This is a genomic window from Maribacter sp. 1_MG-2023 (genome assembly GCF_030547005.1).
GTDB lineage: Bacteria > Bacteroidota > Bacteroidia > Flavobacteriales > Flavobacteriaceae > Maribacter.
Map to the genome: position 1 here is coordinate 1 of NZ_JAUOPN010000013.1, position 25,333 is coordinate 25,333.

Below are 25,333 nucleotides of genomic sequence, written 5' to 3' on the forward strand. Positions count from 1 at the left end.
TTAGTAATTAGTAATTAGTAATTAGTAATTAGTAATTAGTAATTAGTAATTAGTAATTAGTAATTAGTAATTAGTAATTAGTAAAAGTTAAAAAATGAAAAATGAAAAATGAAAAATGAAATTTCTGTTAGAGTAGTTTTGTTCTTCTAGCAACCAGATTGCCACGTCGCGAAATTCTCATCGCAATGACGTATACTTTTTACTTAATACTCTTTACTATTACAAAACGAAATGTCAGTTCGAGTGAATTTTCGAAGCATGAGAAAATTTATATCGAGAACCTTCGCGTGTACCGAACCTGTTCTCGATACATTTTCTTTCAGAAAACACTCGAACTGACATTGATAATATTAAGACCACAGATTGCCACGATGTGAAAAACTTCTCGCAATGCCACATACTTTTCACTAAACACTAAATACTCTTTACCATAGCAAAACGTATTGTCAGTTCGAGTAAATTTTTGAAGGATGAGAAAATTTGTATCGAGAACCTTTGCGTGTTACAAACCTGTTCTCGATACATTTTCTTTTAGAAAACACTCGAACTGACATTGATAATATTAAGACCACAGATTGCCTCGTTGCGAAATTCTCCTCGCAATGACGTATACTTTTTACTTAAGACTTTGTGCTTCTTACCTTGTACCTTGTACTTAAAACTTCCCAAAACAATTCAGCACCCAAAACTTACAATTGAGTAACTTAACTTATTTTCCATAGAATAATTCCTCCATCTTTGAGTAATATAAAACCAACTGACCATGGAAAATATCATTGAAATCTTCATTTTCATACATGCCTTTTTTGGCGGTGTGGGACTACTTACCGGCATTGCGAGTATTGTTGTTAAAAAAGGAAGGCTAAACCATAAACGATTGGGCAAATGGTTTTCATGGTCTATGATTATTAGTTCTGCAATTTCTTTGGTGATTGCGAGAATGCCCAACCACATCAATACCTTTTTATTCTTGATTGGTATTTTTACTATTTATATGGTGCTCGCTGGTAATAGAGCGCTCACATTTAAATCTGTCATAAAAACAAAAGCAAATTTGACCGATAAATTGGTTTCAGGTATTATGGCTTTATCAGCTTTATTGATGATTGGCTTTGGTGTCACCGGACTCCTAAACGGCTATTCTCACAGTATTCTTTTTCTGTTCTTCGGAATAATAGGTCTATTTCTACCTTACGGAGATTATAAACTATTTAAGACCACATTAGAAAACAGGAAGCTTTGGCTCATAAATCACCTTAGTAGAATGTTAGGTGCACTTATAGCCTCGGTTACCGCATTTATAGTTGCAGGTATGCACCAAGACACCTTATGGGCGTGGATTACCCCATCTGTTTTAGGCACTGTCTATATTATCTACTGGATTAAAAAAACGAAAGGAAAAAAGAAGTTAAAAACAGCTTAGTCTTTTTCTTTAAGATTTAGATTTTCAGCAAAGTAATCACAGAAATCTTTCATGGTAGCCGTCATTTTATCGTCTTGTGTCGCCTTTTGAAAAGTATTGGTCAAAGAAACCAATGTCTGGTGAAAAAATGTTTTCATCTCATCAACAGGCATATCTTTTGTCCACAAGTCAATTTTTAAAGACTCTTGGTTTTTACTATCCCAAACAGATAATAACATAGCTTTGACTTCCTCATTTTCAATACCACCGTCTTGTGCAGACCAGTTTAATTTTTCAGGAATTCTATTTTCATCTAATCCTACGCGCAGTGTAATTTCTGAAGTATGTAAATCTGCCATCTAATTTCTCGGTTTGTAATTTGATTTTTTAAATATTTCATCCGCAGGCATCGGCATTAATTGCATCATGCTTACATCATTATTTTCCATAAAGGCACGTACTATTTGCCACCCTATGTAACGACCTAGTCTCCCCGGCGATTCGTTGTCTAATTCTAATCCGAATTTTGAAAACGGAGCAGGATCTAAAAATCGCTGATTCAATTTATTATCGGTACTGTATAAATATTCGTTCTCTATAAAATTTCTCCACATAGGCTCTTCATTTGCTATAGCCCATTCCATTTCAGATTCAGAGTATCCTATTTTTTTACTATCAGCAGCCTCTGGCATTAATTTATCTTTCTGGTATAATTCTTTACCGAAATAAACCATACGGGCAAGATATGTACGATCTCTAGGTCTTGGCACAACTTGCTTGGCAAATGCACTTGCTACATCACTCACTAAATAATTGCGATCTAAAGATTGTGCTATGTATCGTTGAAATCCGCCATAATATTTATGCTCAGAACCCAAGTAATTATCAAGACTAATAAATAATAAACTATCGGTTAAAATGATTCTATTATTATAATCTACATCATTGGTTACCGTAAGTACTTTTGGCACCTTGTATTCTGGAAAATAATATTTGATGTGCTTGAATAGTTGTACCAACCCTTCTTCCTCATCTTCAAAACTACGGAAGGCATTACCCACCTCTTGAAACAATTCTATTTGAAGAGAATCTTCCATCTTGGCGATCCAAACACTATCTGGTGCCGGAAACAAATACGGGTACATTTTACGCAATGCCGGTAAACCTTTTTCGCCAGAAGCGGCAAACTCACGATCAAATCGCGAAATCTTTAGATCTATCGGTATGGCAGAAATCTCTTCAGCTACCTTATCACTATCATTACAGCTAGAAAGAATGAAAAAAACTGATAATAGTATAAAAATAGGTTTGACCTTGGTAAGTATTTTAGAATACATTTTATTATTCACAGTGTTCAACTTATTTTTATGGCAAAGTTAATTGATTTTACTAAATAATTAGAGCGGTATGCAAACGGAAAAGGTAATTGAGCACATTGTTAATTGGTTAAAGGATTATGCCACAAACGCAAAACAGAAAGGTTTTGTCATTGGTATATCTGGCGGAATTGATTCTGCGGTCACTTCAACCCTATGCGCAAAGACAGGTTTAGAACTTCTTTGTTTAGAAATGCCGATTCACCAAGCCGAGAATCAAAGCGACCGTGCATCTCGCCATATTGAGTGGTTACAAGAGAATTTCAAAAATGTAAAAAGACAACCGGTAAACCTTACACCGGTGTTCGATAGTTTGGTTGCTACTTTACCAGCTGTTGATAATGAAGAGGACAGATTTATGTCTTTGGCAAATACACGAGCTCGTTTACGTATGACCAGCTTATACTATTTTGCAGCACTTGAACGCTACCTTGTAGCGGGAACTGGTAACAAGGTGGAGGATTTCGGCGTAGGATTTTACACTAAATACGGAGATGGTGGAGTAGATTTGAGTCCGATCGCAGATTTAATGAAAACTGAAGTATATGCCATTGCAAAGGTTTTAGGCATTAACGAAGAGATAATCGGCGCTGCACCAACTGATGGATTGTGGGGCGATGATAGAACAGATGAAGATCAAATCGGTGCTTCTTACCCTGAGCTAGAATGGGCGATGAACATGAAAGACGAGGGTAAAAAAATTGATGATTTTGAGGGTAGAAAAAAGGAAGTTTATACTATCTTTACAAGGTTAAATACAATGAACCAGCATAAAATGCTACCTATACCGGTTTGTGAGATACCAAAAGAGTTAAAATAACAACTCAACTAAGAATCAAGGTATTAAATCGAAAATAAAGCCGAAAATTTTACATTAAAAGTAAAATAATGCAACTTTGACTTCTAATTTAGAATTTTAAGCCTTACATTGCATGTTGTCTTTTCAGACAAAAAGGTTCCAAAATCTATATAAAAAAACAATTAATGATCAAAGTTTTAATAGCGGATAACCACCCTATCATAAGAATGGGAGTTAGGAAGGTTCTAGAATCCGCTGAGGGATTTGAACTGATCGATGAGGTAGCTACTACCGAAGATCTTTTTGAAAAACTTAAAGACACAACCCCCGATGTAGTCATGCTAGAAATGGATATTCCTGATGTTAATGGAATAGCGGCATTACGCAGAATTAAAAAAGATTACGCGGACGTAAAAGTCCTTATGTACAGCGGTCAATCTGAAGATGTTTACGCCTTAAGTGCCATTAGAGCTGGTGCTTTCGGATATTTATCGAAATCTTCTGGTGTAGAATACATTACTGCAGCAGTAACTAAAGTAAGTGAAGGTAGCATGTTCATTACAAACGAACTTGCACAACGTCTTGCTTTCGATGAAGGAACTAAAAAACCAAGAAGGTTCTTTAGAAAATTATCAACTAGAGAAATAGAAGTATTAAAACTTTTAGCTAGTGGTAAACGTAACAAAGAAGTTGCATTAGGCTTGAACCTAAATGAAAAAACAGTTAGTACCTACAAAGCTCGTTTAATGAAAAAATTAAATGTAGACAACATGGTAGATTTATTACAACAGGCAAAAGCCTTAGAATTGTACTAAATTCTTACAACTGAATAAAATAAAAAAAGACCTGCTTTTAGCAGGTCTTTTTTTATTTTATGACATCTTTTCAATATTAAGATAACACTCTATTTAATTTCTTATTTAGTAATTTATTCAACTGAATGTAATTCATAATCTCTTCAAGAACTTCTCTATGATCTGTAGTAGAATCTTGAGTTGTATTTTGCAAAGTATTCATTCTCTTTTTAATCAAAAAACAACGCAACGTAAGTATCGTCTCACTTACCAACTGCGCAACACCAATTTCTTTACTCTTCGGAAAAATCTCTTTACGCTCCCAATCATGTAACATATACCGCTCCTCTTCCATTAAAATAGAAGAAATCTGGTTTGCCATTTCTTGCTCTAAACCATTAACAAAATTGGTGATCGAAAAATCTTCTTTTTCATTTAAGGCTTCTATCAATCTAGCATACATTTTACGGAAATCTTCATTCGCCAATTCTATTTCATCTTCTTGCAGATCTAAATAAATTTTCTCGTACACCTTAATCTCTGATAATTCTGGCTCTAATACCAAATCTCCGGCATCATTTTCCTTTAATACTAAATCTTCAAACTGCTCTTTAAGATTACCATAAAGCATAAGCGATTCTATAATTTTTCGCTCTAAAACATATTGTACATCAACTTTCTCTTGCTTTTGCTCATCTACATCTTTACCACGAACTACATCAAAAGCTTTCTGCTCTTCTTTAGGCTGGCTCTTTACATCCTTATCTTCTTTCTTCTCTATCTGCGCAAGGGTATTAAATAATACCGCTTCAGATATATTCATGATCTGAGCACACTCTTGAATATAGATTTCTTTTTGAATTCGATCGGGAATTTTAGCAATACTGTTCACTATATCCCTTACTGTATCTGCTCTCTTTATTGGATCGTTATCTGCCTCTTTTACCAGAAGCGACGCCTTGAACTGAATAAAATCTTTAGCGTTGTCATTAAGGTAGGTCATGACATCTTCTAACTCATTATTCTTAGCAAAACTGTCTGGATCTTCGCCTTCTGGAAATGTGCAAACACGTACATTCATGCCTTGCTCCAAAATAAGATCGATACCACGTAGCGACGCTCGTAAACCTGCCGCATCACCATCAAATAATACCGTAATATTTTTGGTCAATCTATTAATAAGCCTAATCTGCTCTGGTGTCAAGGCAGTACCACTAGATGATACTACGTTATCAATACCGCGTTGTACAAATTGAATAACATCGGTATACCCTTCTACCAAATAACAATTGTCTTCTTTAGCGATAGATTGCTTAGCATGGTAAATACCATACAACACCTTACTCTTATGGTAGATGTCACTTTCAGGGGAGTTTAGGTACTTGGCTGCCTTTTTATCGTTCGTTAAAATACGCCCACCAAAACCAAGCACACGACCACTTAAAGAATGGATAGGAAACATCACCCTACCTTTGAATCGGTCGAATTTTCTAGACCCATTAGGGTTGTTAGGGTCGTCCTTTACTATGGTCAATCCTGTTTTTGAAAGGTATTCTAGTTTATACCCTTTATCTAGCGCTGCAGTTGTAAATCCGTCCCATTGATCCAGGCAATACCCTAACTCAAATTTCTTGATGGTTTCATCTGTAAAACCACGTTCTTTAAAATAGCTAAGTCCTATTGCCTTACCCAACTCAGATTCCCACAACATTTCTTTAAAATGCGTTTGGGCAAATTCAGACACCAAGTACATGCTTTCGCGCTCACTGGCCTGTTCTTTTTGTTCGTTAGATTGCTCAGTCTCCTCTACTTCAATATTATATTTCTTTGCTAAGTATTTAATAGCCTCAGGATACGTAAAATGCTCATGCTCCATTAAAAAAGCTACCACATTACCGCCTTTACCACTACTAAAATCTTTCCAAATCTGCTTTACCGGCGATACCATAAAACTTGGCGATCTCTCATCAGAAAAAGGGCTAAGTCCTTTAAAGTTAGACCCTGATTTTTTTAGCTGTACAAAATCACCAATAACCTCTTCTAGTCGAGCGGATTCATATACTTTATCGATGGTAATTTTTGAAATCATATTTCGACCTTAACCCCTCTGAAGGAGATAAATAATTTTGGTAAATTAGAACTATCAAAAATAGTAATAATGATTCTATTCTTTGGCACTAGATCAGGAAAGCCAGAAACTAAAAAACTTTTTAACAGTACATGTCCGTATTGCCAGCAACGCGGAACTTTAAGTGCTATTATCCAAAAGAACTATTTTCATATCTTTTGGATCAAGCTATTTAAAATTTCCAGTACTACTACGATAGAATGTAGTTACTGTAAAAGTGGTTATTATGAGAATGAGTTTACCGAAGAGATGAATTTGGAACTTTCTAAAACAAATAATTAGCTGTAGTAACCGGTAATTAAACACGGTACCACAGCTAATTTGATTGATGAATTTCTTATTTAAAGGTCGAAACGAAGGCCTAAGGAAATGTTGTGCTGTTCTACAACGGCATCTTTAAATATAGGATTCAAATCATATTTCACATATAATAGAAAACCGTCAACACCTGCATAAGCACTTAAACCGTAAATTAAATCATTGGTATTGTAACTACGCTTTAGTTTGTCTTTTACATTATCACCGTCAAGGTTGTATTTCAATTTTTGGCGTGTACCCAAATTAAACCCACCGTACCCTCCAAGACCCAACCTAAATTGATCTTTTAATGAGTAGCGAATTGTCTTCTCTGTGGTTTTTAGCTTGGAAGGTCCAAATTCAAAATGAATAGGAAAAACCAGGTTATCCATTCTAAACTTAGATTTATTTAACTCATATTCAAACTCTTGAAGTTCAGACTGTCCATTCTCTAGCGAAACTAAATACTGATTATCTTTAGGTTTTAATCCGTTAAACTGAAATGAAAATCCGTAATTAAATCTAAGAAAATTGGTGTTTTTAAACACCCTAGTTCGCCATTGCCATCCCATTTCAAAAAATCTACTACCACCTATCTTGTAAGGTGAATCGTTAAGAGATTGACCTTCAACAATTGCGTTATTAAGACCTACGGCCATTACAAAATCCGAATACGTTCTTCTGTCATACCGAATTTCACTTTTCCAATTCTTAGATTTAAAAAATACCGCAGGTTTTCCGTTAATATCCACACCCAAACGAAGACCTTTATCTGAAATAGTATCAAACTCAATTAAAACTAATGTTTTACCTTCATTACGTTCTAATAGATTAATTTGATTCTCTATGATTGAAATTCTATTTTCAATATTCAAAGCCCTTTTTTCAGCCGCTTCTTGTTTTTTTGAATTTGCTTCGTCAACCGTTATACTTCCGTTTTGGAGTCGTTCATTAATGTTTTCAACTTCGTATTTTAAAGCTTCCTTTTCTTGCTGGGTAATTTTAGCTTTTTGTTCTTTTAAAGTTTCAATTTTCTTTTGATAATCTTCTTGTGCTGCTGAATATTGCACCATGAAAAGTGTCAACACCACTATTAAATACATTGTAATTGTTCTCATTTCGATTTTGATTTTTTTGATGAATAAAACTCCGCTCCCTGTCCCTATAAAATTTATAGAGATGTAGGATAAAACGATTTGTGTTTGATTAATTATTGCGGTCTGCCACTGCAGTTCGCACTTTTATAAAACCGGCTTTTAAAGAATTAAAAATTTGGTCTCTGAAAGATTGATCAAGTTCTTCTTCAACCTCTGTCAACAAAGCCATTGCATCGACAGATTTATCTGTATTAAATATTTTATCTCTTAATATTTCATCTTGAGCACGTCTTAATAACGAATCTACTTCTGCATCGGTAACCGTACTATACTGCTCTAAAACATCTATTTGAGCGACTATATCTACTACTTTAGAATTTATGATTTCGTCTGATATTTTTAATTTAGTATTGGAATTATCTGAAGTGACATGTTCTACAGCTGCTACTTCTATAGCTTTATTTAAAATGATATTCTCTTTTGCATCAGGCACTTCAATTTCTACCTCTTCTAAAGCTATACTCTCCGGTTTTGTTTCTGTTTGCAAAACAACTATGTGTTCTTTTTCAAGCTGATTTAGATCTTCAGTGATTACCTCTTCAACCTTATTTTCATTTTCGATATCTACCAACTCTATTGTTGATTCGTTCAACTCATTAGTACCATTAAAATAAAATAATGCAACACCCAGCAACACTACAATGCTTGCTGCAACGCCCAACCATAAATACACAGGTTTCTTTTTTGCAGTATCAGTATTTAATTCTGATGAAATTTTGGACCACCCATTTTCTGACGGATTAATCTCCCGCTCTTGCAACTTGGTTTTTATATGTTTTTCGAATTTATCGGTTTCCATACCCTATAATATTTTGTTGCCTTAATTGTTCTTGAAGCAATTTTCGGGCTTTTAATAACTGTGTTTTTGAAGTGCTTTCCGTTATGGAAAGCATTTCTGCGATTTCTTTATGCTTATACCCTTCTACGGTATACAACACAAATACCATTTTATAACCTTGCGGCAAAGCATCTATTAATTGTTGAATATGCTCGGTATCTAAATCGGTACTTTGCGATATTTCTTCAGATTGATTCTTTTCATACACCTCATCGTCATAAACCACAAACTGCTGCTTTCTTAAATAAGAGATGCTTTCTCGAATCATTATCCGCCGCAACCATCCTTCAAAACTACCTTCGAACTTGAACGTATCTAGCTTATTGAACATTTTCAGAAAACCTTGCACCATTACATCCTCCGCAAAATGAATATCTTTAATATACTGACGGCAGACACTCAACATTTTTGGAGCATGTTTTTTATACAAACGCTCTTGCGCATCGCGGTTACCCGATGTTGCTTTTTTAATGAGCTGCTTCTCGTTTTTATAAAAAGGTATAATTTTCAAAATATTGGTTTGGTCTTCTATTAGCATAGACGCAGAAGAAGCAGATATAGTTGCCTGAAGATAAACAAAAATTAAAATTAATTTTTAAAATACTGAAATACAGTTACTTAAAAATAAAAAAGATTATATTTTGTTTTAGGGAATTACTTTTTACGATCCACCACGTAATTCACCATCAACTCTAAAGCACTTTTGTACTCAGAATCAGGATATGTACTTAGCAGATTTAACGCCTCATCTCTATACTGCAGCATTTTAGTTACCGCATAATCCAATCCGCCTTTATCCTTTACAAAAGCGATAACTTCTTTGACGCGCTTTTTATCCTGGTTATGGTTTTTGATAGAATTAATGACCCAGCTTTTCTCTTTTTTGGTACAGTGGTTTAGCGCATATATTAATGGCAAAGTCATTTTTTGCTCTTTAATATCAATACCGGTTGGCTTTCCTATTTGTTTAGTTCCATAGTCAAAAAGGTCATCTTTGATCTGAAATGCCATACCGCAAAGTTCTCCGAATTTCCTGAAAGCTTCTACATCTTCGCTTTCGGGCTTTACTGAACAAGCACCGAGAGAACAGCATGCTGCAATTAACGTTGCCGTTTTTTGTCTGATAATATCGTAATAGACATCCTCAGTGATATCTAGACGCCTTGCTTTCTCTATCTGTAATAATTCGCCCTCGCTCATTTCGCGAACGGCGACAGAGATAATTTTGAGCAAATCGAAATCTTCGTTATCTATGGATAATAAAAGGCCTTTAGACAGTAAATAATCGCCAACCAAAACGGCAATCTTATTTTTCCAAAGGGCATTTATTGAGAAGAATCCTCTGCGTTTATTGCTTTCATCGACCACATCATCATGAACCAATGTTGCCGTATGTATCAATTCTATAACCGAAGCACCACGGTAGGTACGCTCATTCACCTCTCCGTCATTCAACAGTTTTGCTGTTAGAAAAACGAACATAGGGCGCATTTGCTTCCCCTTGCGATTTACGATGTAATGGGTAATTCTATTGAGTAGCGCAACCTTAGAGGTCATTGAATCTCTAAACTTAGATTCAAACAGCTCCATTTCCTGATAGACAGGTTCCTTTATTTGTGCTACTATTTTCAGTTGCTCTGTATTAGAACGGCAAAATTAGTCAAAAGCAAGCAGTTAACAGTACTCCGAGAAGAGATAATGGTTTAAAGGGATTGGTTGTTGGTTGTTGGTTGTTGGTTGTTGGAAAAAAAATAAGTTCAAGTTCAAGCTCAAAAATGCTTTTGGCTTTTGGCTTTAACGCTTCGCGTTTTTTAGTATTAAGTATAAACTACTTAGATATTATGCTAGCAATAGCTCTAGTAATTCGTTTTACTAAATATTCTATTTTCCCTATTCCACTTTTTACTTCTTACTTAATACTTTGTACTTCTAACTTTTATTTGCCAACTGTCCACATGCAGCGTCAATATCCTTTCCTCTAGAACGACGAACGGTTACAACTATATTATTCTTTTCTAATGTATTAACATAGCGGTCTATGGCTGCGTTAGAAGCTTGTTTAAACTCGCCATCATCAATAGGGTTATATTCTATTAGATTTACCTTAGATGGTGCGAAACGGCAGAATTCTACCAAGGCATCAACATCTTTTTGAGCGTCGTTAATTCCGTCCCAAACTACATATTCGTAAGTAATTCTACTTCTTGTTTTCTCATACCAATACACTAAAGACTCTCGCAAGTCACTCAATGTAAACTTAGCATTAAACGGCATAATAGATGTTCTAATTTCATCGATTGCGGAATGTAATGAAACAGCCAATTTGAATTTCACCTCATCATCTGCCATTTTCTTAATTAACTTAGGCACACCAGAAGTTGAAACCGTAATTCGTTTTGGAGACATCCCCAATCCGTCAGGAGAAGTAATCTTATCAATTGCCTTCAAGACATTGTTATAGTTCATCAAAGGCTCTCCCATCCCCATAAAAACAATGTTGCTCAATGGTCTTTCAAAATACAAGCGACTTTCATTGTCTATAGCAACAACTTGATCATAAATCTCATCAGGATTCAAATTTCGCATACGTTTTAAACGAGACGTTGCACAGAACCTACAGTCTAAACTACAACCTACCTGACTAGATACACAGGCAGTGGTTCTTGACTTCGTAGGAATCAAGACCGACTCTACAATTAAATCGTCATGTAAACGAACGGCATTTTTAATGGTACCATCGCTACTACGCTGCATTAAATCTACCTTAATATGGTTGATTACAAAATTAGCCTCTAGCATTTCTCTAGTTTCTTTTGATAGATTAGTCATCACATCAAAAGAATAAGCTGCTTTCTGCCATAACCATTCATACACCTGGTTACCACGAAAAGCTTTGTCACCGTTAGAAACAAAGAATTCTCTAAGCTGCTCTCGCGTTAGTGCCCGAATATCTTTTTTCTTTATTTCTTCCATCTTTTTAAAGGTAGGTATTACTAGTGATAAAAATCCCGCTTTCTCAATATGTGATAAAGCGGGATTTTATTATTTTGTCCTTTTTAGAAAGGATATATTTTGAACTTATATAATCAACATGGCATCACCATAAGAATAGAACTTATAGTTTTCCAGTATTGCTTCTTTATATGCTTTGTTCATTAAATCATGACCCATAAATGCAGATACCATCATCAATAATGTAGATTTTGGTAAGTGGAAATTAGTAATCATTGCATTAGCGATACTAAAATCATAAGGAGGGAAAATGAACTTATTTGTCCAACCTTCATAAGTATTCAAAGTATGCTTCGATGAAACCGCACTTTCTAAACCTCTCATTGCAGTTGTACCTACAGCACAAATACGACGCTTTTCTCTCTTAGCATTATTAACAATATCTGTAGCTTTCTCATCAATAAATAGCTCTTCGCTATCCATTTTATGCTTAGAAAGATCTTCAACTTCTACTGGGTTAAATGTACCTAAACCAACATGTAAAGTTAATTCAGCAAAATCAACACCTTTAATTTCTAAACGCTTTAATAAGTGTTTAGAAAAGTGAAGACCAGCAGTAGGGGCTGCAACCGCACCTTCATGCTTTGCATAAATAGTCTGGTAACGACCTTCATCTTCTGGCTCAACATCTCTTTTAATATACTTAGGTAACGGCGTTTCCCCTAGCTCTCTTAGTTTTCTTCTGAAATCTACGTAAGCACCATCATATAAGAAACGTAATGTTCTACCTCTAGAAGTAGTGTTATCAATAACCTCAGCTACCAACGTTTCATCATCACCAAAATATAGCTTGTTACCAATACGTATTTTACGTGCCGGATCTACAAGAACATCCCATAGACGTTGTTCTTCGTTCAACTCACGTAAAAGAAAAACCTCTATACGTGCACCTGTTTTTTCCTTGTTACCGTATAAACGAGCAGGAAAAACTTTAGTGTTATTAAGAACCATAACATCACCTTCATCAAAATAGTCGATCATGTCTTTGAACATCTTGTGCTCAATTTTTCCGGTCTCTCTGTGGATAACCATTAATTTAGACTCATCTCTATTTTCAGATGGATGCTCCGCCAATAATTCGTCTGGAAGCTCAAAACTAAAATTTGATAATTTCATGTAGCTGTTATATTTATTGTAGCAAATTGCGGCTGCAAATATACAATCTGCAGATAGGCCTTGTCAAGTAAAACGTTAATTATAATTCTTTTATACTGAAATCTAGTTGCTTTAGGTCATTCCAAAAATCAGGATATGACTTAGAAACCACTTCTGCATCATTCACAAAAAGAGTAGTTTTCATTGCCAACGGTGCAAAAGCCATTGCCATTCTATGATCGTTATAGGTATCTATAGCTACATCTGCGTTAATTTCAGTCGTTGGCTCTATAGTAAGTGTTTTATCAGTTACCGAAATATTCGCACCTAATTTAGAAAGCTCTGTATGTAATGCTTCCAATCGATCAGTTTCTTTGATTTTTAGAGTGTGTAGACCAATTAAATGACAACCAACTCCTAATCCGAAACAAGTAACTGCAATAGTTTGTGCAATATCTGGCGCATTGGCTAAATCGAATTCATTTGCTACCAATACTTTTTTATCGGTCTTTTTTAAGGTGACTTTATTCTCACCAAAGGTAGTTTCTACTCCGAAGGCTTTATAAATATCTGCAAGTACACTATCGCCCTGAAGACTTTTCTTTTTATAGGCAGATAAGGTAATTTCAGTACCTGGTGCTGCAAGTGCACAAATACCATAGAAGTAAGATGCCGAACTCCAGTCAGATTCTACCACCAAGGTTGTAGGTACTACTTTTACTTTCGGTGAAACTTTAATCATATTACCTTCAAAAGAGGTTTCTACACCTATTTCTTCAAGCAATGCTAAAGTCATTTTAATATAAGGTACCGAAGTAATTTTACCGACCAGTTCTAATTCTAGTCCGTTTTCTAAACTTGGTGCAATTAATAACAAAGAAGAAATGTACTGACTGCTCACATTAGCAGGCAGACTTACTTTATCTTTTTCAATACGTTGACCTTTAATTTTTATAGGCGGATACCCTTCATCTTGTACATAAGAGATTTCTGCCCCTAATGTTCTTAAAGCTTCCACAAGAATTTTAATAGGTCTTTCGGTCATTCTTTTAGATCCGGTAAGAATTACATCTTTACCTTCTTGAGAAGAGAAATACCCTGTTAAGAAACGCATTGCCGTACCAGCATGATGAATATCTACCGTACCCTCTGAAATTTCCAAACCTTTTGCCATTACCTGAGCATCATCAGAATTTGAAATATTTTCAATTTTAATATCTGGGTATAGTGCCGCCAATAATAAACTACGGTTAGATTCACTTTTAGAACCTGTAATAGTTATAGTATCTTTTAATTGATGATTTGACGGACCGGTTAAGTGAAGTTTCAAAGCGTATGGTTTTAAAAATAGAACGCCAAATATACGCCTATTTCAACTTTTTATTGTTGTGATGACGGTCATGATCACGCTTTGTTTTTAAATCTAACTTTTTATCAAAAGCTTGTTGTAAATCGATACCTGTCTGATTTGCCAAACATAATACCACAAACATTACATCTGCCAATTCTTCGCCCAGATCTTTGTTCTTATCAGATTCCTTTTCGCTTTGCTCACCATAGCGTCTAGCAATAATTCTAGCTACCTCGCCTACTTCTTCTGTCAACTGTGCCATATTGGTAAGCTCGTTGAAATAACGAACGCCATGTTCCTTGATCCAGTTATCTACTTCTAGTTGTGCGTTTTCGATATTCATATGTTATTCTAAATTTTTTCAAAAACAATTAAAGATTGGCTCTGACTTTTTACAGCTTCATTAAAAAGTTGTTTCAACCCCTCATAATATGCATTATTATAATGTGCAGAATTCAAATCAAAAGTAAAAAATAAATTAAGGGCACCACTGTTATTATCAGATACATTTAGTTTTAAGATACCTCCATTATCTGGCATACTAAAATTTTTATTCTCGGGTATCGACTTTACATTATACCCATCTGGTATTTTAATATTTACGACATATTGATATTTCATTGGATAACCAAAATCTACCGGATAGTTTCTCTCTGAAGCTACAAAAGGATTCTTATCAAAGAATTTAATCACAAACGGATTAAGATAAATATTATCTCCTTGAAATAAGTTTTCAATTTCAAAATTGAATCGCTCAGTCAACTTTTTCTCATTAGAATATTTTAAATTCTTTTCGTGAGAAATAATATAGAAATCATCTGAAATCTCTTCTTCTAATTTCTCAATATAACTATCTTCTTTTATTGTTGCTAACACTTCATCTTGAGAAACTTTTTTATAACCTGTATTAATTAAGTCAAATACACCTTCTAACTTTTTTTCATTTGAATCTATAGACATTTGTGCACGTAGCATAATTGAATTCTTTTTCTCGGCTACAATATCGTACCAATAACTTTCTTTATCAAAATCCATAACTCTGCCATAGTAATTAAGACAACGAAATGGCAACATGCCAAAAGGCATATATTTATCAGTAGCATCTAACAAATATGACTCGCCATCAATATCAACTTTTGCAACTATATAATTGAAATCATTCATAACCGGATGTGTCTTCTTTGGTAATCCTCTTTTTCGAGTAGCCATAACCATCATGTTCGCTTCTATATCAGCTGCATTTAAAAGGTTTATTAATGCAATATTTATTTCGGCTACATTACCTTTTTTCTCATCAAAAGCTTTTTTAACCTTGTTACCTTGCCAAATACTATATTTTTCATTCCAAGTGAAATGATTTTTTAAAAACTCATAAATATTCTTGGCACGGGTAATTTCATCGCCTTCCGTCAATAAACTTTTATCTACATTTTTTTCAAAAAAACTCTTTTTACGAAGCTGACTACCAATGTCCTTATCCGTTTTAAATTCTTTATCTACATCTTTCCATGATTTCGTATACTTTTCGGTACCACCATAGAAACTTTTATACTCCGATAGTTCAAATTCTAATTTTGACCTATAGTTATTGGATGATAACATATATGCTTCAGAATCTTTGAATGCAGGAATATCTTTCATTACATATTTTAAAGACTCGCAATCGCTATCATCTTTGGTCCCTGGAAATTTAAAACACCCTTTTACAACATTAGCATCATTGACATCTAGGCCCAAATTTCCTTTTAAACTTCTATTATATAGCCAATTACCGGGTATTTTAGCATTAAATTCAGAGTATACCTTAGGAATATCAGATTGAAAATCCCACCCTGTAAAATTAAAGTAAAAAGGAGATTGCATCTCAAATTCATATTCGATAATAGACCCAACTTTAACGTTAGGAAAAGTGAATTTTGTTTGTGACCATTTTTCATTGACTTCTTCATTGAAAAATTCACCCGTATTTACTGAATGTTTAATTTCACCGTTATGCGTGAGTGCCTTTATATTAACTATTTTCTCTTTTCTTGTCTTAGAACGGTAAAGAGGAATTTCAATATTCGCATATTCAAAACCCTCTTTTTCTAGTATTTTAATTTTAGCATGGTATTTTGTAATTAGTAATATATAATCATCTCTAATTTCAAAATAATTATCTCCGTACTCATACAGATAAACTGCTGTTGCTTCTTCATCTTTTTCATAAGATGTAAATGCACTTTCTGATTGTGAAATAGCACCAAACTCTGGTTTTTCTTGAGAGATACCGCTTTGAAAGTAAAAAAATAATGCGCAAAAAATTGTTGTTACTCTAAAATAGGGCATAAATAAATAGTAATAAATTGATGAATATTATTAGATAAAGAATTATCCTCAAACTTGATTCTTGAGTTTCCTAAATTTTCTCTAACATGACTTTTTCCGAGTGCTTCTCAATAATCTGGCGATAAAATTCTTTCAATTGTTCGTAATTTTCACTAGAAACCAAAGATTTATTAAAACTGATTTTAGAAGAAATTTGAAGTGTATTTTTCAAATTAGTTACTTGAAAGTGAAATTGTCCTAATTTATTTGGTAAAGAAAGTATTTTATTCTCCGGTAAAGCTCCTACTTGATAATTTTCTGGAAGTTCAATATTAATTATAAAACGATCTTCCCATGGATAACCAAAATCAACTGGAAACTCCCTTTTTTCAGCTTTAAAAGGTGACTCTAATTGAGATAAGTATAATAATGGGGAAAAATATAATTTGTCTCCGGTATCATCAACACTTTCTTCTAAACTAACGCTATAAGCTTGGTTTAATTTTTTGCCAGATTGAGCTGCATCCTTTATTTTAAAATCTGATATTTCAAGCCCTTCATATTTTGTTTCTAAATCTTGAATATATTCAGCTTCGGTTACATTATTATACTTTTCTCTTAAAAGCATTGCATAATAATCTGAATAACGCTGTTTCACAGAACCTTTAAAATTTAAATCATCACCAAGAACCAAATTCACCATGGTAGTCTCAATAGATTTTCTTTCCGGAGACATGTCCACCATCACCCCGGTACCATCTTTTTGAACCGCTCTACCAAACCAATTTAAATCTCGCATTGGCAAAACATCAACAGCGCTATACTTTGCAGTTGCATCTAAGACAGCATAAGAATCGCCATTTTTTATACCAGCGACTACATAATTGAACCCTTTTAAAGTGGGAAATAATTGAACGCCATGATCCCTAGTGCTTAAAATTACAGGATAAGCGTCTAGACCTGCATATTTTAAACAGGTCACTAAAAATAAATTTATATCACCAGTATTACCTATACCTTCTTTATATGCCTTTTTTACACCTTCCTCAGTCCCAACACCGTAATTTTTATTCCATTTGACCTTTTCTTTTACAAATGCTAGAACGGCCTGTGCTCGTCGATTCTCATCTGCAATCCCTTCCAGGTCTTTGTCCAAATCTTCTTCAAAAAAGTTTTTCTTTTTCAACTCATTCCCAAATGAAGTATTTTTGTAAATTGTCTCCACAACATTTTCCCAGGATTTTGCAAAATTTTCCGTGATCTCACCGGGAATTTGAACAGATACAATTTCAAAATCTACTCCTGCTCTATAATTATTAATATTACTTACATAACTTTCCTCTTTTAACGCTGGAATATTTTCTAAATCATAAGAGGTTATAATATCATAGGTACCTACTTGATTATTCATTACCCTTTTTGTAGTAGGTTTTAGAATCAAAAAGCCTTTTTGGCGCTGATTAAACCTGAAATAATCAAAAATAGCCATACTTGCCCGAAGCTTTTTAATAGGTATTTCTTCCTGAAAACGAAACTCATCTAAACTAGTATAGTATGGAGAAGCTATCCTATATTTATACTCAAGAATACTACCCTCCTTCACCTTTGGCATAGTTAATTTCACTTGATTAATTCCTTTTGAGAACTCAGATTTGAATATACCGTCTTTTTCCAATTTAGTCTCTACTATTTCCCCTTCCACCAATGTATAGGTATAGCCTTTAGTTTTAGAAATAGTCTCTGCACTACCAACACCTTTGCTTAAGTTTATTATTTTTGTAGCGTAATCAAAGCCGGCTTTATCATATACTTTTACACGTTCGTGAATCTCAGTAATAAGTGATAATCCACTATTTTGGCTATACACATAATAAGTTTTTCTAAATTTATAAAGATAGACGGCAACAGCAGAAGAATCAGGTAAATATAGATTCTCCTCTAATTCTTGTTTTGATATTTTTCCAAATTCATAATCTTGAGCGTTACTGATTACTGAAAAAAACAGGAATATTAAAATAATTAATTTAGTTTGGGACATATTTAAAGTTTATCTATTTAGTACTATTTTAATGTTATCATACTTTTTAACTTTTTTACGAAAATTTCGATAATCATCATATTTACTTTTGTCATATAATCCATTTTTTAGCTGAATTTTTCTTGTATATTTCAATCGATTTTTATCGATTAATTGAATCGCCATTTCGTAATTACCAAATTCAGAAGTAATCACGACAGGATCGGGTAATTTTCCCAATTTAAAATCGACGGGAAGCTTTATACTGATCTCATCGCTATCTGTATAGCCTCTATCAATTTCAAAAGACAATTTTCTATCCGTATACCTACTCGGAACGTATTTACTTACATTAAAAGCATTAGGTTTAAACAGTAAATTATCGCCGATTTTCGTTACATAAGATTGAGCGGACACCTTTATTTTCTCAGATAAATAGACATTTTTCTTGTCATGATCAAAAACAACACCCTCTAATTCTAAGGCATTAATATTATTCCAATATTCCGTATAATAATCATTCTGATCTTTGCCAGACATTGTTACTACCTGAGAATGTTTATCATACTGTAACCCGTAGGTCTTAATTTCCAAATTTGCCTTAATATCCCCAACATTGTCAAGCACTAAATCACCTGTGGTTATCTGTGAATTTTCATCATTCAAATAAGATTGAGTATGTTTTATCTTCCCCCCTTCAGGCGTAACTACCAACACATCCCTATCATCAGTAAAATCACTTAAAAATCCAAATGGAATTTTTTGACTTGTACATTCTAGCCATATATCATTTTCTTCGTTAGGTACGTTCAGAATAACATGGTTACCTTGCATGATCGCAAAATCCTTTTCCATATCTAGTTTTGTTTGACCTGCATGTACCACACTGTAAAACGACTCTATTCCTTGAGATTTCAAAAGTGCTTTTGTGTAATTGGTCAACCCTTTACAGTCCCCATACTTTACTCTATCTACTTCTTCGGCAGAAATTGGTTGCCAACCTCCAATACCAAGTTGTACTGAAATGTAACGGGTATTGTTTTGAACATATTCATATACTTTCTTTATTTTCTCTTCCCTATCAGTAATCCCTGTAAGCTTTTCTTTCATAAGACTTACAGTACTCTCAGGTAGTTTATCACGGTTAGAAAGCAAACTATTATACTGCCAATTCCCCATAGACTCCCAATCTGTAGCGAAGCCATCTACTCCTTCAAGATGAAACTCCTCTAATGCAACCATAAGCTGAGGCTCATAATAATAAAAAGAAGGACTTAATGCTTCTCTTTTTTGTGCCGGAATTTGATTCATCTCATAACTTACAAGTGATTCGGATGATCGATTTATAATAACATAATTATCAAAATTCTTTTCTTTTTTCCGCCATTTTAATGATTCAGCTATTTGCATATTAAAAACACTTTTCTCAACACTAACCATATAATCATCTATAGGCATCCATCTTGGTAAAAATGCCGTGTTAGGTGTTGTATATGTGTAAGAAAAATCAACGGTATATGGGTAAGAAGTTGGTGTATACCGAAATACTTTAACCCTAGAGTCACCATATAATGTACCGCCATCAACTGCACTAATATCAATAAAATCCTTTCGTTTAATTTTTTCAATTTCTTCGCCCTGTTCATTATAAACATGCGCTAAAATATCTGTTATCTTAGTTTTGGAACTATAAAATGCATAAGGGTTAATTGAACTCTCACCAGCTTTTTTTAGGATGGTAATAACCCTATGATTGGTTACCTCCATTTTATTTTTTGCAGTGATTTCAACAATTGTCTCATCTAAGCGAACTACCGCATTGGCATTTTCTTTTAAAGAGTCATTTATTGATAGAATAGAGTAGTTTGTTTGAGCACTTAGGACCGTGGTAAAGATCAAGCTCAGTAATAAAAAAAAACGCATTATTTTTAGTTTGGCTAAGCAATACTAACGATGAAATATAATTTTTCTTACAAAATATGTGGAAATATTATTGAATCCTAAGTTTTATCCTTCGTGTCTATTAAAATTGTAACCGGTCCATCATTCAACAATTCTACCTTCATATCTGCCCCAAATATGCCTGTACCTACTTTCTTATCCATTTTATATTCTATGGTAGCAATAAAAGCTTCGTATAGTGGAATAGCTACTTCTGGTCTTGCTGCTTTTATGTATGATGGGCGATTGCCTTTTTTAGTACTAGCGTGTAGCGTAAATTGACTAACCACAATTGCATCGCCTTTTGTAGCTAAAAGTGACATATTCATTACTCCGTTGTCATCATTAAAAATACGAAGGTTGACTATTTTATTCGTAAGCCAATCGATATCGTCTTGTGTATCTTCATTTTCAATGCCGATGAGTATTAAAACACCTTGTTCGATGGCGCTAATCTGTTTTCCATCAACCGTTACACTAGCTTTGGAAACGCGCTGTATTACTGCTCTCATTTTTTCTCGTCATGTATATCTACCCTATAATGCTCATCTTCGCCTTTTATCATCTGCAAATAACTATTATACCTACTCCATGCAATATCGCCAGTTTCTAAGGCATCTTTTACAGCACATTTTGGTTCGTCTACATGAATACAGTTATTAAACTTACAATGTTGTTTCAGCCTAAAGAACTCTGGAAAATAGTTCCCTATTTCCTCCTTTTCCATATCTACAATTCCAAATCCTTTTATGCCGGGTGTATCTATTATTCTAGCATTAAAACTTAAATCGAACATTTCTGCAAACGTAGTGGTATGCTGACCTTGTGCATGCTGTTGAGAAATTTGTTTTGTTTTAATATCTAAGTTAGGCTCTATGGCATTTACCAGTGTCGATTTACCTACCCCAGAATGACCAGAAAACATAGAGGTCTTACCTACCATCATTTCTTTGACCTTATCTACATTTTTACCTGTGGCTGCCGAAATACCTAAACAGGTATAACCGATATTACGATATAATGCAGCCAAGAATTTAATTTCATCCAGCTCTTCTGGGGAGTAAGTATCTACCTTATTAAAAAGTAAAACCGCAGGTATTTCGTATGCTTCTGCCGTTATCAAAAAGCGATCTATAAAAACAGGATACGTAGGCGGATTATTCAATGTAACCAATAAAAATACCTGGTCTAAATTTGCAGCTATGATATGTGTCTGTTTTGATAAGTTTACAGACTTACGAATAATATAGTTTTTACGGGTTTCAATTTCATTGATAATACCGATGGTATCATCGCCGATGGTCTCAACCTCAAAGCGAACGCTATCGCCTACAGCAACGGGATTCGTACTTTTTATTCCTTTTATTCTAAACTTCCCTTTTATTCTACATTCATAGAAATCACCATTTTCTGCCTTAACAGTGTACCAACTTCCCGTAGATTTATAAACAATTCCTACCATTTGTCCAAAATACCTTCCTTTTATACAAAGTAACTGCTTTAAATATAAAAATTAACATAAATTTGAAATTTGAAATTAGAAATTAGAAATTAGAAATTAGAAATTAGAAATATAACATTAAATAATAACCGAAAACAAGAAAATGAAATTCATTAATATATCATTGCTGATTCTTGCATTATTTGCACTTACTTTTGGGTCTGCACAAGAAACTATCACAAACGAATCTGTAGTACAAATGGTCGAACTTGGTTTTGACGATTATATGATTATCGATAAAATAAACACTTCAGATGTTAAATTCGATGCTTCTATTTCAGCTCTCGGACAAATGAAAAAAGCGGGCGTATCTTCTGAAATTTTATCCTTAATAATGGATAAATCAAAACAGAATACTAAATCTAAAACTGGAATTTATTATACCGATGCTAGCGGTGAAGACCAATTAGTTCAGCCAAGTGTTTTTTCTGGCTCGAATTCTAATGCAATTGCCCAGGTACTAGTTTCTAACTATTTAAATTCTAAACAGAAAGCACAACTACCAAAAACACAATCGAACAACGTTATTCGTCAGAACCAACCTGAGTTCACCTTCATTTTTGACCCAAGTGTCACCGAAGTTGACAATATGCAAAACAATCAAGGTGGCGATACTGGTATGTTTAACTGGTGGTTTAGAATTGCTAGCAACCCAAATGAATTTGTTTTGGTAAAACTTACAGTAAAAGAAAAGAAAAACCTTAGAGAAGTAATTACCGGTAAAAAAAGTCGAATAAGTAGCACTAGTGGTATTGACCCGGAATACGCACTTAACTTTTCTATCGAAGAAATTGAAGGGAATAAATTTAAGGTTACTCCCGACGTTTTAGAGCCAGGCGAGTATTGCTTCATTTATCAAGGTCAAGTACCTCAGGGTAGAGAAAACCAATCTGTTTTCGATTTCTCTATTCAATAGAAAATTCACTTTATATTATAGACCCGTTGCTTTTAGCATCGGGTCTTTTTTTGTCTACAACTATCTCAATAGCTTTTAATGACTGTATACTTTTTACGTCACTCTTTGTTCTACAACTTTTCAAAAAAAAATCTATTAAGTATATTCTCTTATAACGTATTAACAACTTACCCCCCTAGTAACAAAAATTAATTATCATAGAACAACCTATTTTTGATAACAAATAAGGTCGCTATATTATTACTCATGGTCATTTAGTTTTGAATTAATTGCCGTGATTTTAATTTATAAAATTCTAACTAATATGCTTTTGAAGTTATTGACACAAACATTAGAAAGATAATCAATATACTACTTTTCTTATTTATTAAAATTTAAACAAAAAAAACATCCGCATAATACGGATGTTTTGTTTTTATAACGTTAAGCGAATCTTAAGCGTTTACAATCTTCTCTTGATGACGAATAGACTCTTGGTGAATTGCTTTGAACATACGAAGAACAAACTCTTCACTTAGCCCCTTGCTTTCTCCTTCAAGTATCATAGCTCCTAAAATTTCGTTCCAACGTGTACTTTGCAACACTGCTACGTTTTTCTCCTTTTTAAGCTCTCCGATTGCATCTGAAGTTTTCATACGCTTACCTAAAGTTTCAATTAATTGATTATCAATAATATCAATATTGGCTCTAAGGTTGTTCAGCTTTGCATTATACTCAGCCTCGGTATTATCCTCTTTACGAATCTTAAGATCTCTCATGATCTGAACCAATTTGCTTGGCGTCACTTGCTGTGCAGCATCACTCCATGCATTATCTGGATCATGATGTGTTTCTATCATCAATCCGTCAAAATTAAGATCAAGAGCAGTTTGTGATACATCAAAAATCATTTCTCTATTTCCTGTAATGTGCGATGGATCATTGATAATAGGTAAATCTGGAAATTTAGTCTGTAAATCAATAGCCATTTGCCATTCTGGAATATTTCTATATTTAGTTTTCTCATACGTAGAGAAACCTCTATGTATTACTCCTAAATTTTTAATATCTGCAGTAGCCAAACGCTCAACGGCTCCTAACCATAAAGCTAAATCTGGATTTACAGGATTCTTTACCAACACCACTTTGTCGGTTCCTTTTAATGCATCGGCAATTTCTTGAACGATAAACGGGCTTACCGTTGATCTTGCTCCGATCCATAATAAATCAATATCATGCTCTAAAGCTAATTCAACGTGTGCACGGTTAGCAACTTCTGTTGCTGTTTTCATACCTGTTTCAGCCTTAACTTTCTGAAGCCATTTAAGCCCTAAAGCGCCTACACCTTCAAAATTTCCTGGGCGAGTACGAGGTTTCCAAATACCGGCTCTGTAATAATTTACATCGGTATCTTTTAGAGAGTGTGCTATACCTAACACTTGTTCCTCTGTTTCCGCACTACATGGCCCTGCTATTACTAGTGGATGGTCAAGGTTTAAATCATCCAACCATGTTCTCATTTGTTTTGAATTTTCCATTTTTACTTATTCTATTTCTTGTTTAACGGTATTTCTTTTTAGTATTCCTTTAATCTTATTCGTATTATTCATTTCATTATAAATGCCCTCGTAATCATCTTTCTGCAGCATTTCTTTAAATGCCGTAAGATTTTGAATGTACTCTTCTAATGTCTCGACTACATTCTCTTTATTCTGTTTAAAAATCGGCGTCCACATGGCTGGTGAACTCTTTGCCAAACGCACTGTACTTTCAAATCCACTACCCGCCATATCAAAAATATCGCGCTCGTTCTTCTCTTTTTCAATCACTGTTTTACCTAACATAAATGAACTTATGTGCGATAAATGAGAAACGTAAGCAATGTGCTTATCATGAGCAATAGGATTCATATACCTGATTCTCATACCAACTGCCTGAAAAACTTTCAAAGCTCTTTCTTGAAGCTTAAATGCTGTTAATTCTACCTCGCAAATAATATTCGTTTTGTCTTTGAACAAATTATTTATTGCTGCAGATGGTCCAGAAAATTCTGTTCCTGCAATGGGATGACATGCCAAAAAGTTTCTTCTCTTAGGATGATTCTCTAAAACCTTACAGATTAAAGATTTGGTGGATCCCACATCAAAAACTACACAGTCTTCATGAACAGCATCTAATATTACCGGAAGCTCTGTAACCATAACATCAACAGGTATACTTACAATGACCATATCTGCTAATTGTAAATCTTGATAGGTAGCCGTCTTATCGATTATACCCAAAGACAATGCCTCAGCTAAATTTGCTTCATTAGATTCTATGCCATAAACGGTAACATTGTCGACTGCCGACTTTATGTCTTTCGCTAAAGAACCTCCTATTAAACCGATACCTATTACAAATACATTCATTATTAAAGCTAC

The 25,333-nt window shown here is 34.1% G+C and carries 23 protein-coding genes; 5 read left to right on the forward strand and 18 right to left on the reverse strand.

Going from position 1 to position 25,333, the window contains the following annotated elements; genetic code table 11:
- Positions 1 to 763: 763 nt before the first annotated feature.
- Positions 764 to 1,423: a hypothetical protein gene (locus Q4500_RS14075; RefSeq protein ID WP_303600277.1), complete on the forward strand. Its 660-nt coding sequence runs from the start codon at positions 764 to 766 to the stop codon at positions 1,421 to 1,423.
- On the opposite strand, the gene gldC is transcribed toward Q4500_RS14075, so the two are convergent.
- Both gldC and gldB read right to left on the reverse strand, forming a co-directional pair.
- Positions 1,420 to 1,761, reverse strand: a complete 342-nt coding sequence (gldC, locus tag Q4500_RS14080; protein ID WP_303600278.1) for a gliding motility protein GldC — start codon at positions 1,759 to 1,761, stop codon at positions 1,420 to 1,422. The genes Q4500_RS14075 and gldC overlap by 4 nt on opposite strands.
- On the reverse strand, positions 1,762 to 2,739 hold the full coding sequence (gene gldB, locus Q4500_RS14085) for a gliding motility lipoprotein GldB (RefSeq protein ID WP_303600279.1): 978 nt from the start codon (positions 2,737 to 2,739) through the stop codon (positions 1,762 to 1,764).
- A 70-nt stretch (positions 2,740 to 2,809) separates the two neighbouring features.
- On the opposite strand from gldB, the gene nadE reads away from it, so the two are divergent.
- Positions 2,810 to 3,598, forward strand: a complete 789-nt coding sequence (gene nadE / locus Q4500_RS14090; protein WP_303600280.1) for an NAD(+) synthase — start codon at positions 2,810 to 2,812, stop codon at positions 3,596 to 3,598.
- A 164-nt stretch (positions 3,599 to 3,762) separates the two neighbouring features.
- Positions 3,763 to 4,392, forward strand: a complete 630-nt coding sequence (locus Q4500_RS14095; protein WP_303600281.1) for a response regulator transcription factor — start codon at positions 3,763 to 3,765, stop codon at positions 4,390 to 4,392.
- A gap of 76 nt (positions 4,393 to 4,468) precedes the next feature.
- Here Q4500_RS14095 and dnaG read toward each other — a convergent pair whose 3' ends face one another.
- The gene (dnaG, locus tag Q4500_RS14100; protein WP_303600282.1) at positions 4,469 to 6,460 is read right to left on the reverse strand and encodes a DNA primase; all 1,992 of its coding nucleotides are present in this window, start codon (positions 6,458 to 6,460) and stop codon (positions 4,469 to 4,471) included.
- Between the two features lie 69 nt (positions 6,461 to 6,529).
- Between dnaG and Q4500_RS14105 the strand changes: the two genes are divergently transcribed.
- Complete coding sequence (locus Q4500_RS14105) at positions 6,530 to 6,781, forward strand: zinc-ribbon domain-containing protein (protein WP_303600283.1); 252 nt, start codon at positions 6,530 to 6,532, stop codon at positions 6,779 to 6,781.
- 59 nt (positions 6,782 to 6,840) lie between these two features.
- Here the strand turns inward: Q4500_RS14105 and Q4500_RS14110 are convergent, their stop codons facing one another.
- The 13 genes from Q4500_RS14110 to rsgA form a co-directional block, all read right to left on the reverse strand.
- Complete coding sequence (locus Q4500_RS14110; protein WP_303600284.1) at positions 6,841 to 7,914, reverse strand: hypothetical protein; 1,074 nt, start codon at positions 7,912 to 7,914, stop codon at positions 6,841 to 6,843.
- Between the two features lie 88 nt (positions 7,915 to 8,002).
- Positions 8,003 to 8,752, reverse strand: coding sequence for a hypothetical protein (locus tag Q4500_RS14115; protein WP_303600285.1), 750 nt, complete (start codon positions 8,750 to 8,752; stop codon positions 8,003 to 8,005).
- Entirely contained in the window at positions 8,739 to 9,302 is a 564-nt protein-coding gene (locus Q4500_RS14120) for an RNA polymerase sigma factor (protein WP_036158614.1), read from the reverse strand. Before Q4500_RS14120 ends, Q4500_RS14115 begins: the two co-directional genes overlap by 14 nt.
- A 143-nt stretch (positions 9,303 to 9,445) precedes the next feature.
- Positions 9,446 to 10,423 carry a polyprenyl synthetase family protein gene (locus tag Q4500_RS14125; protein ID WP_303600362.1) on the reverse strand — a complete coding sequence of 326 codons (978 nt, stop codon included), beginning with the start codon at positions 10,421 to 10,423 and terminating at the stop codon, positions 9,446 to 9,448.
- 297 nt (positions 10,424 to 10,720) lie between these two features.
- Positions 10,721 to 11,764 (reverse strand): 23S rRNA (adenine(2503)-C(2))-methyltransferase RlmN, encoded by a 1,044-nt coding sequence (gene rlmN, locus Q4500_RS14130; protein WP_073247022.1) that lies wholly within the window; start codon positions 11,762 to 11,764, stop codon positions 10,721 to 10,723.
- A gap of 105 nt (positions 11,765 to 11,869) precedes the next feature.
- Positions 11,870 to 12,919, reverse strand: a complete 1,050-nt coding sequence (gene queA / locus Q4500_RS14135) for a tRNA preQ1(34) S-adenosylmethionine ribosyltransferase-isomerase QueA (RefSeq protein WP_299325305.1) — start codon at positions 12,917 to 12,919, stop codon at positions 11,870 to 11,872.
- Positions 12,920 to 12,998: 79 nt separating this feature from the next.
- Positions 12,999 to 14,228: a 3-phosphoshikimate 1-carboxyvinyltransferase gene (gene aroA / locus Q4500_RS14140; RefSeq protein ID WP_303600286.1), complete on the reverse strand. Its 1,230-nt coding sequence runs from the start codon at positions 14,226 to 14,228 to the stop codon at positions 12,999 to 13,001.
- 37 nt (positions 14,229 to 14,265) lie between these two features.
- Positions 14,266 to 14,592 (reverse strand): nucleotide pyrophosphohydrolase, encoded by a 327-nt coding sequence (locus Q4500_RS14145; protein ID WP_073247028.1) that lies wholly within the window; start codon positions 14,590 to 14,592, stop codon positions 14,266 to 14,268.
- An 8-nt stretch (positions 14,593 to 14,600) separates the two neighbouring features.
- Positions 14,601 to 16,577, reverse strand: coding sequence for a DUF3857 domain-containing protein (locus Q4500_RS14150; RefSeq protein ID WP_303600287.1), 1,977 nt, complete (start codon positions 16,575 to 16,577; stop codon positions 14,601 to 14,603).
- 70 nt (positions 16,578 to 16,647) lie between these two features.
- Positions 16,648 to 18,594 (reverse strand): transglutaminase, encoded by a 1,947-nt coding sequence (locus tag Q4500_RS14155; RefSeq protein WP_303600288.1) that lies wholly within the window; start codon positions 18,592 to 18,594, stop codon positions 16,648 to 16,650.
- Between the two features lie 9 nt (positions 18,595 to 18,603).
- Positions 18,604 to 20,496, reverse strand: a complete 1,893-nt coding sequence (locus Q4500_RS14160) for a DUF3857 domain-containing protein (protein WP_303600289.1) — start codon at positions 20,494 to 20,496, stop codon at positions 18,604 to 18,606.
- Between the two features lie 77 nt (positions 20,497 to 20,573).
- Positions 20,574 to 21,026: a D-aminoacyl-tRNA deacylase gene (dtd, locus tag Q4500_RS14165; protein ID WP_303600290.1), complete on the reverse strand. Its 453-nt coding sequence runs from the start codon at positions 21,024 to 21,026 to the stop codon at positions 20,574 to 20,576.
- Entirely contained in the window at positions 21,023 to 21,976 is a 954-nt protein-coding gene (rsgA, locus tag Q4500_RS14170) for a ribosome small subunit-dependent GTPase A (protein WP_303600291.1), read from the reverse strand. Before rsgA ends, dtd begins: the two co-directional genes overlap by 4 nt.
- Before the next feature lie 142 nt (positions 21,977 to 22,118).
- Between rsgA and Q4500_RS14175 the strand changes: the two genes are divergently transcribed.
- Positions 22,119 to 22,931, forward strand: a complete 813-nt coding sequence (locus tag Q4500_RS14175) for a hypothetical protein (protein WP_303600292.1) — start codon at positions 22,119 to 22,121, stop codon at positions 22,929 to 22,931.
- 434 nt (positions 22,932 to 23,365) lie between these two features.
- Here the strand turns inward: Q4500_RS14175 and Q4500_RS14180 are convergent, their stop codons facing one another.
- Together Q4500_RS14180 and Q4500_RS14185 are read right to left on the reverse strand one after the other, a co-directional pair.
- Positions 23,366 to 24,448 (reverse strand): bifunctional 3-deoxy-7-phosphoheptulonate synthase/chorismate mutase type II, encoded by a 1,083-nt coding sequence (locus Q4500_RS14180; RefSeq protein ID WP_133674701.1) that lies wholly within the window; start codon positions 24,446 to 24,448, stop codon positions 23,366 to 23,368.
- A 6-nt stretch (positions 24,449 to 24,454) separates the two neighbouring features.
- Entirely contained in the window at positions 24,455 to 25,321 is an 867-nt protein-coding gene (locus Q4500_RS14185) for a prephenate dehydrogenase (RefSeq protein ID WP_303600293.1), read from the reverse strand.
- Between the last annotated feature and the right edge of the window lie 12 nt (positions 25,322 to 25,333).

Bases quoted from the DNA above. Each gene is read 5' to 3' on its own strand.
- queA (WP_299325305.1), bottom strand. From the start codon at position 12,919: ATGAAATTATCAAATTTTAGTTTTGAGCTTCCAGACGAATTATTGGCG.
- Q4500_RS14185 (WP_303600293.1), bottom strand. From the start codon at position 25,321: ATGAATGTATTTGTAATAGGTATCGGTTTAATAGGAGGTTCTTTAGCG.
- Q4500_RS14075 (WP_303600277.1), top strand. From the start codon at position 764: ATGGAAAATATCATTGAAATCTTCATTTTCATACATGCCTTTTTTGGC.
- dnaG (WP_303600282.1), bottom strand. From the start codon at position 6,460: ATGATTTCAAAAATTACCATCGATAAAGTATATGAATCCGCTCGACTA.
- Q4500_RS14155 (WP_303600288.1), bottom strand. From the start codon at position 18,594: ATGTCCCAAACTAAATTAATTATTTTAATATTCCTGTTTTTTTCAGTA.
- Q4500_RS14105 (WP_303600283.1), top strand. From the start codon at position 6,530: ATGATTCTATTCTTTGGCACTAGATCAGGAAAGCCAGAAACTAAAAAA.
- gldC (WP_303600278.1), bottom strand. From the start codon at position 1,761: ATGGCAGATTTACATACTTCAGAAATTACACTGCGCGTAGGATTAGAT.
- gldB (WP_303600279.1), bottom strand. From the start codon at position 2,739: ATGTATTCTAAAATACTTACCAAGGTCAAACCTATTTTTATACTATTA.
- Q4500_RS14175 (WP_303600292.1), top strand. From the start codon at position 22,119: ATGAAATTCATTAATATATCATTGCTGATTCTTGCATTATTTGCACTT.
- nadE (WP_303600280.1), top strand. From the start codon at position 2,810: ATGCAAACGGAAAAGGTAATTGAGCACATTGTTAATTGGTTAAAGGAT.
- Q4500_RS14150 (WP_303600287.1), bottom strand. From the start codon at position 16,577: ATGCCCTATTTTAGAGTAACAACAATTTTTTGCGCATTATTTTTTTAC.
- Q4500_RS14160 (WP_303600289.1), bottom strand. From the start codon at position 20,496: ATGCGTTTTTTTTTATTACTGAGCTTGATCTTTACCACGGTCCTAAGT.
- rsgA (WP_303600291.1), bottom strand. From the start codon at position 21,976: ATGGTAGGAATTGTTTATAAATCTACGGGAAGTTGGTACACTGTTAAG.
- Q4500_RS14115 (WP_303600285.1), bottom strand. From the start codon at position 8,752: ATGGAAACCGATAAATTCGAAAAACATATAAAAACCAAGTTGCAAGAG.
- Q4500_RS14145 (WP_073247028.1), bottom strand. From the start codon at position 14,592: ATGAATATCGAAAACGCACAACTAGAAGTAGATAACTGGATCAAGGAA.
- Q4500_RS14110 (WP_303600284.1), bottom strand. From the start codon at position 7,914: ATGAGAACAATTACAATGTATTTAATAGTGGTGTTGACACTTTTCATG.
- Q4500_RS14095 (WP_303600281.1), top strand. From the start codon at position 3,763: ATGATCAAAGTTTTAATAGCGGATAACCACCCTATCATAAGAATGGGA.
- dtd (WP_303600290.1), bottom strand. From the start codon at position 21,026: ATGAGAGCAGTAATACAGCGCGTTTCCAAAGCTAGTGTAACGGTTGAT.
- Q4500_RS14180 (WP_133674701.1), bottom strand. From the start codon at position 24,448: ATGGAAAATTCAAAACAAATGAGAACATGGTTGGATGATTTAAACCTT.
- rlmN (WP_073247022.1), bottom strand. From the start codon at position 11,764: ATGGAAGAAATAAAGAAAAAAGATATTCGGGCACTAACGCGAGAGCAG.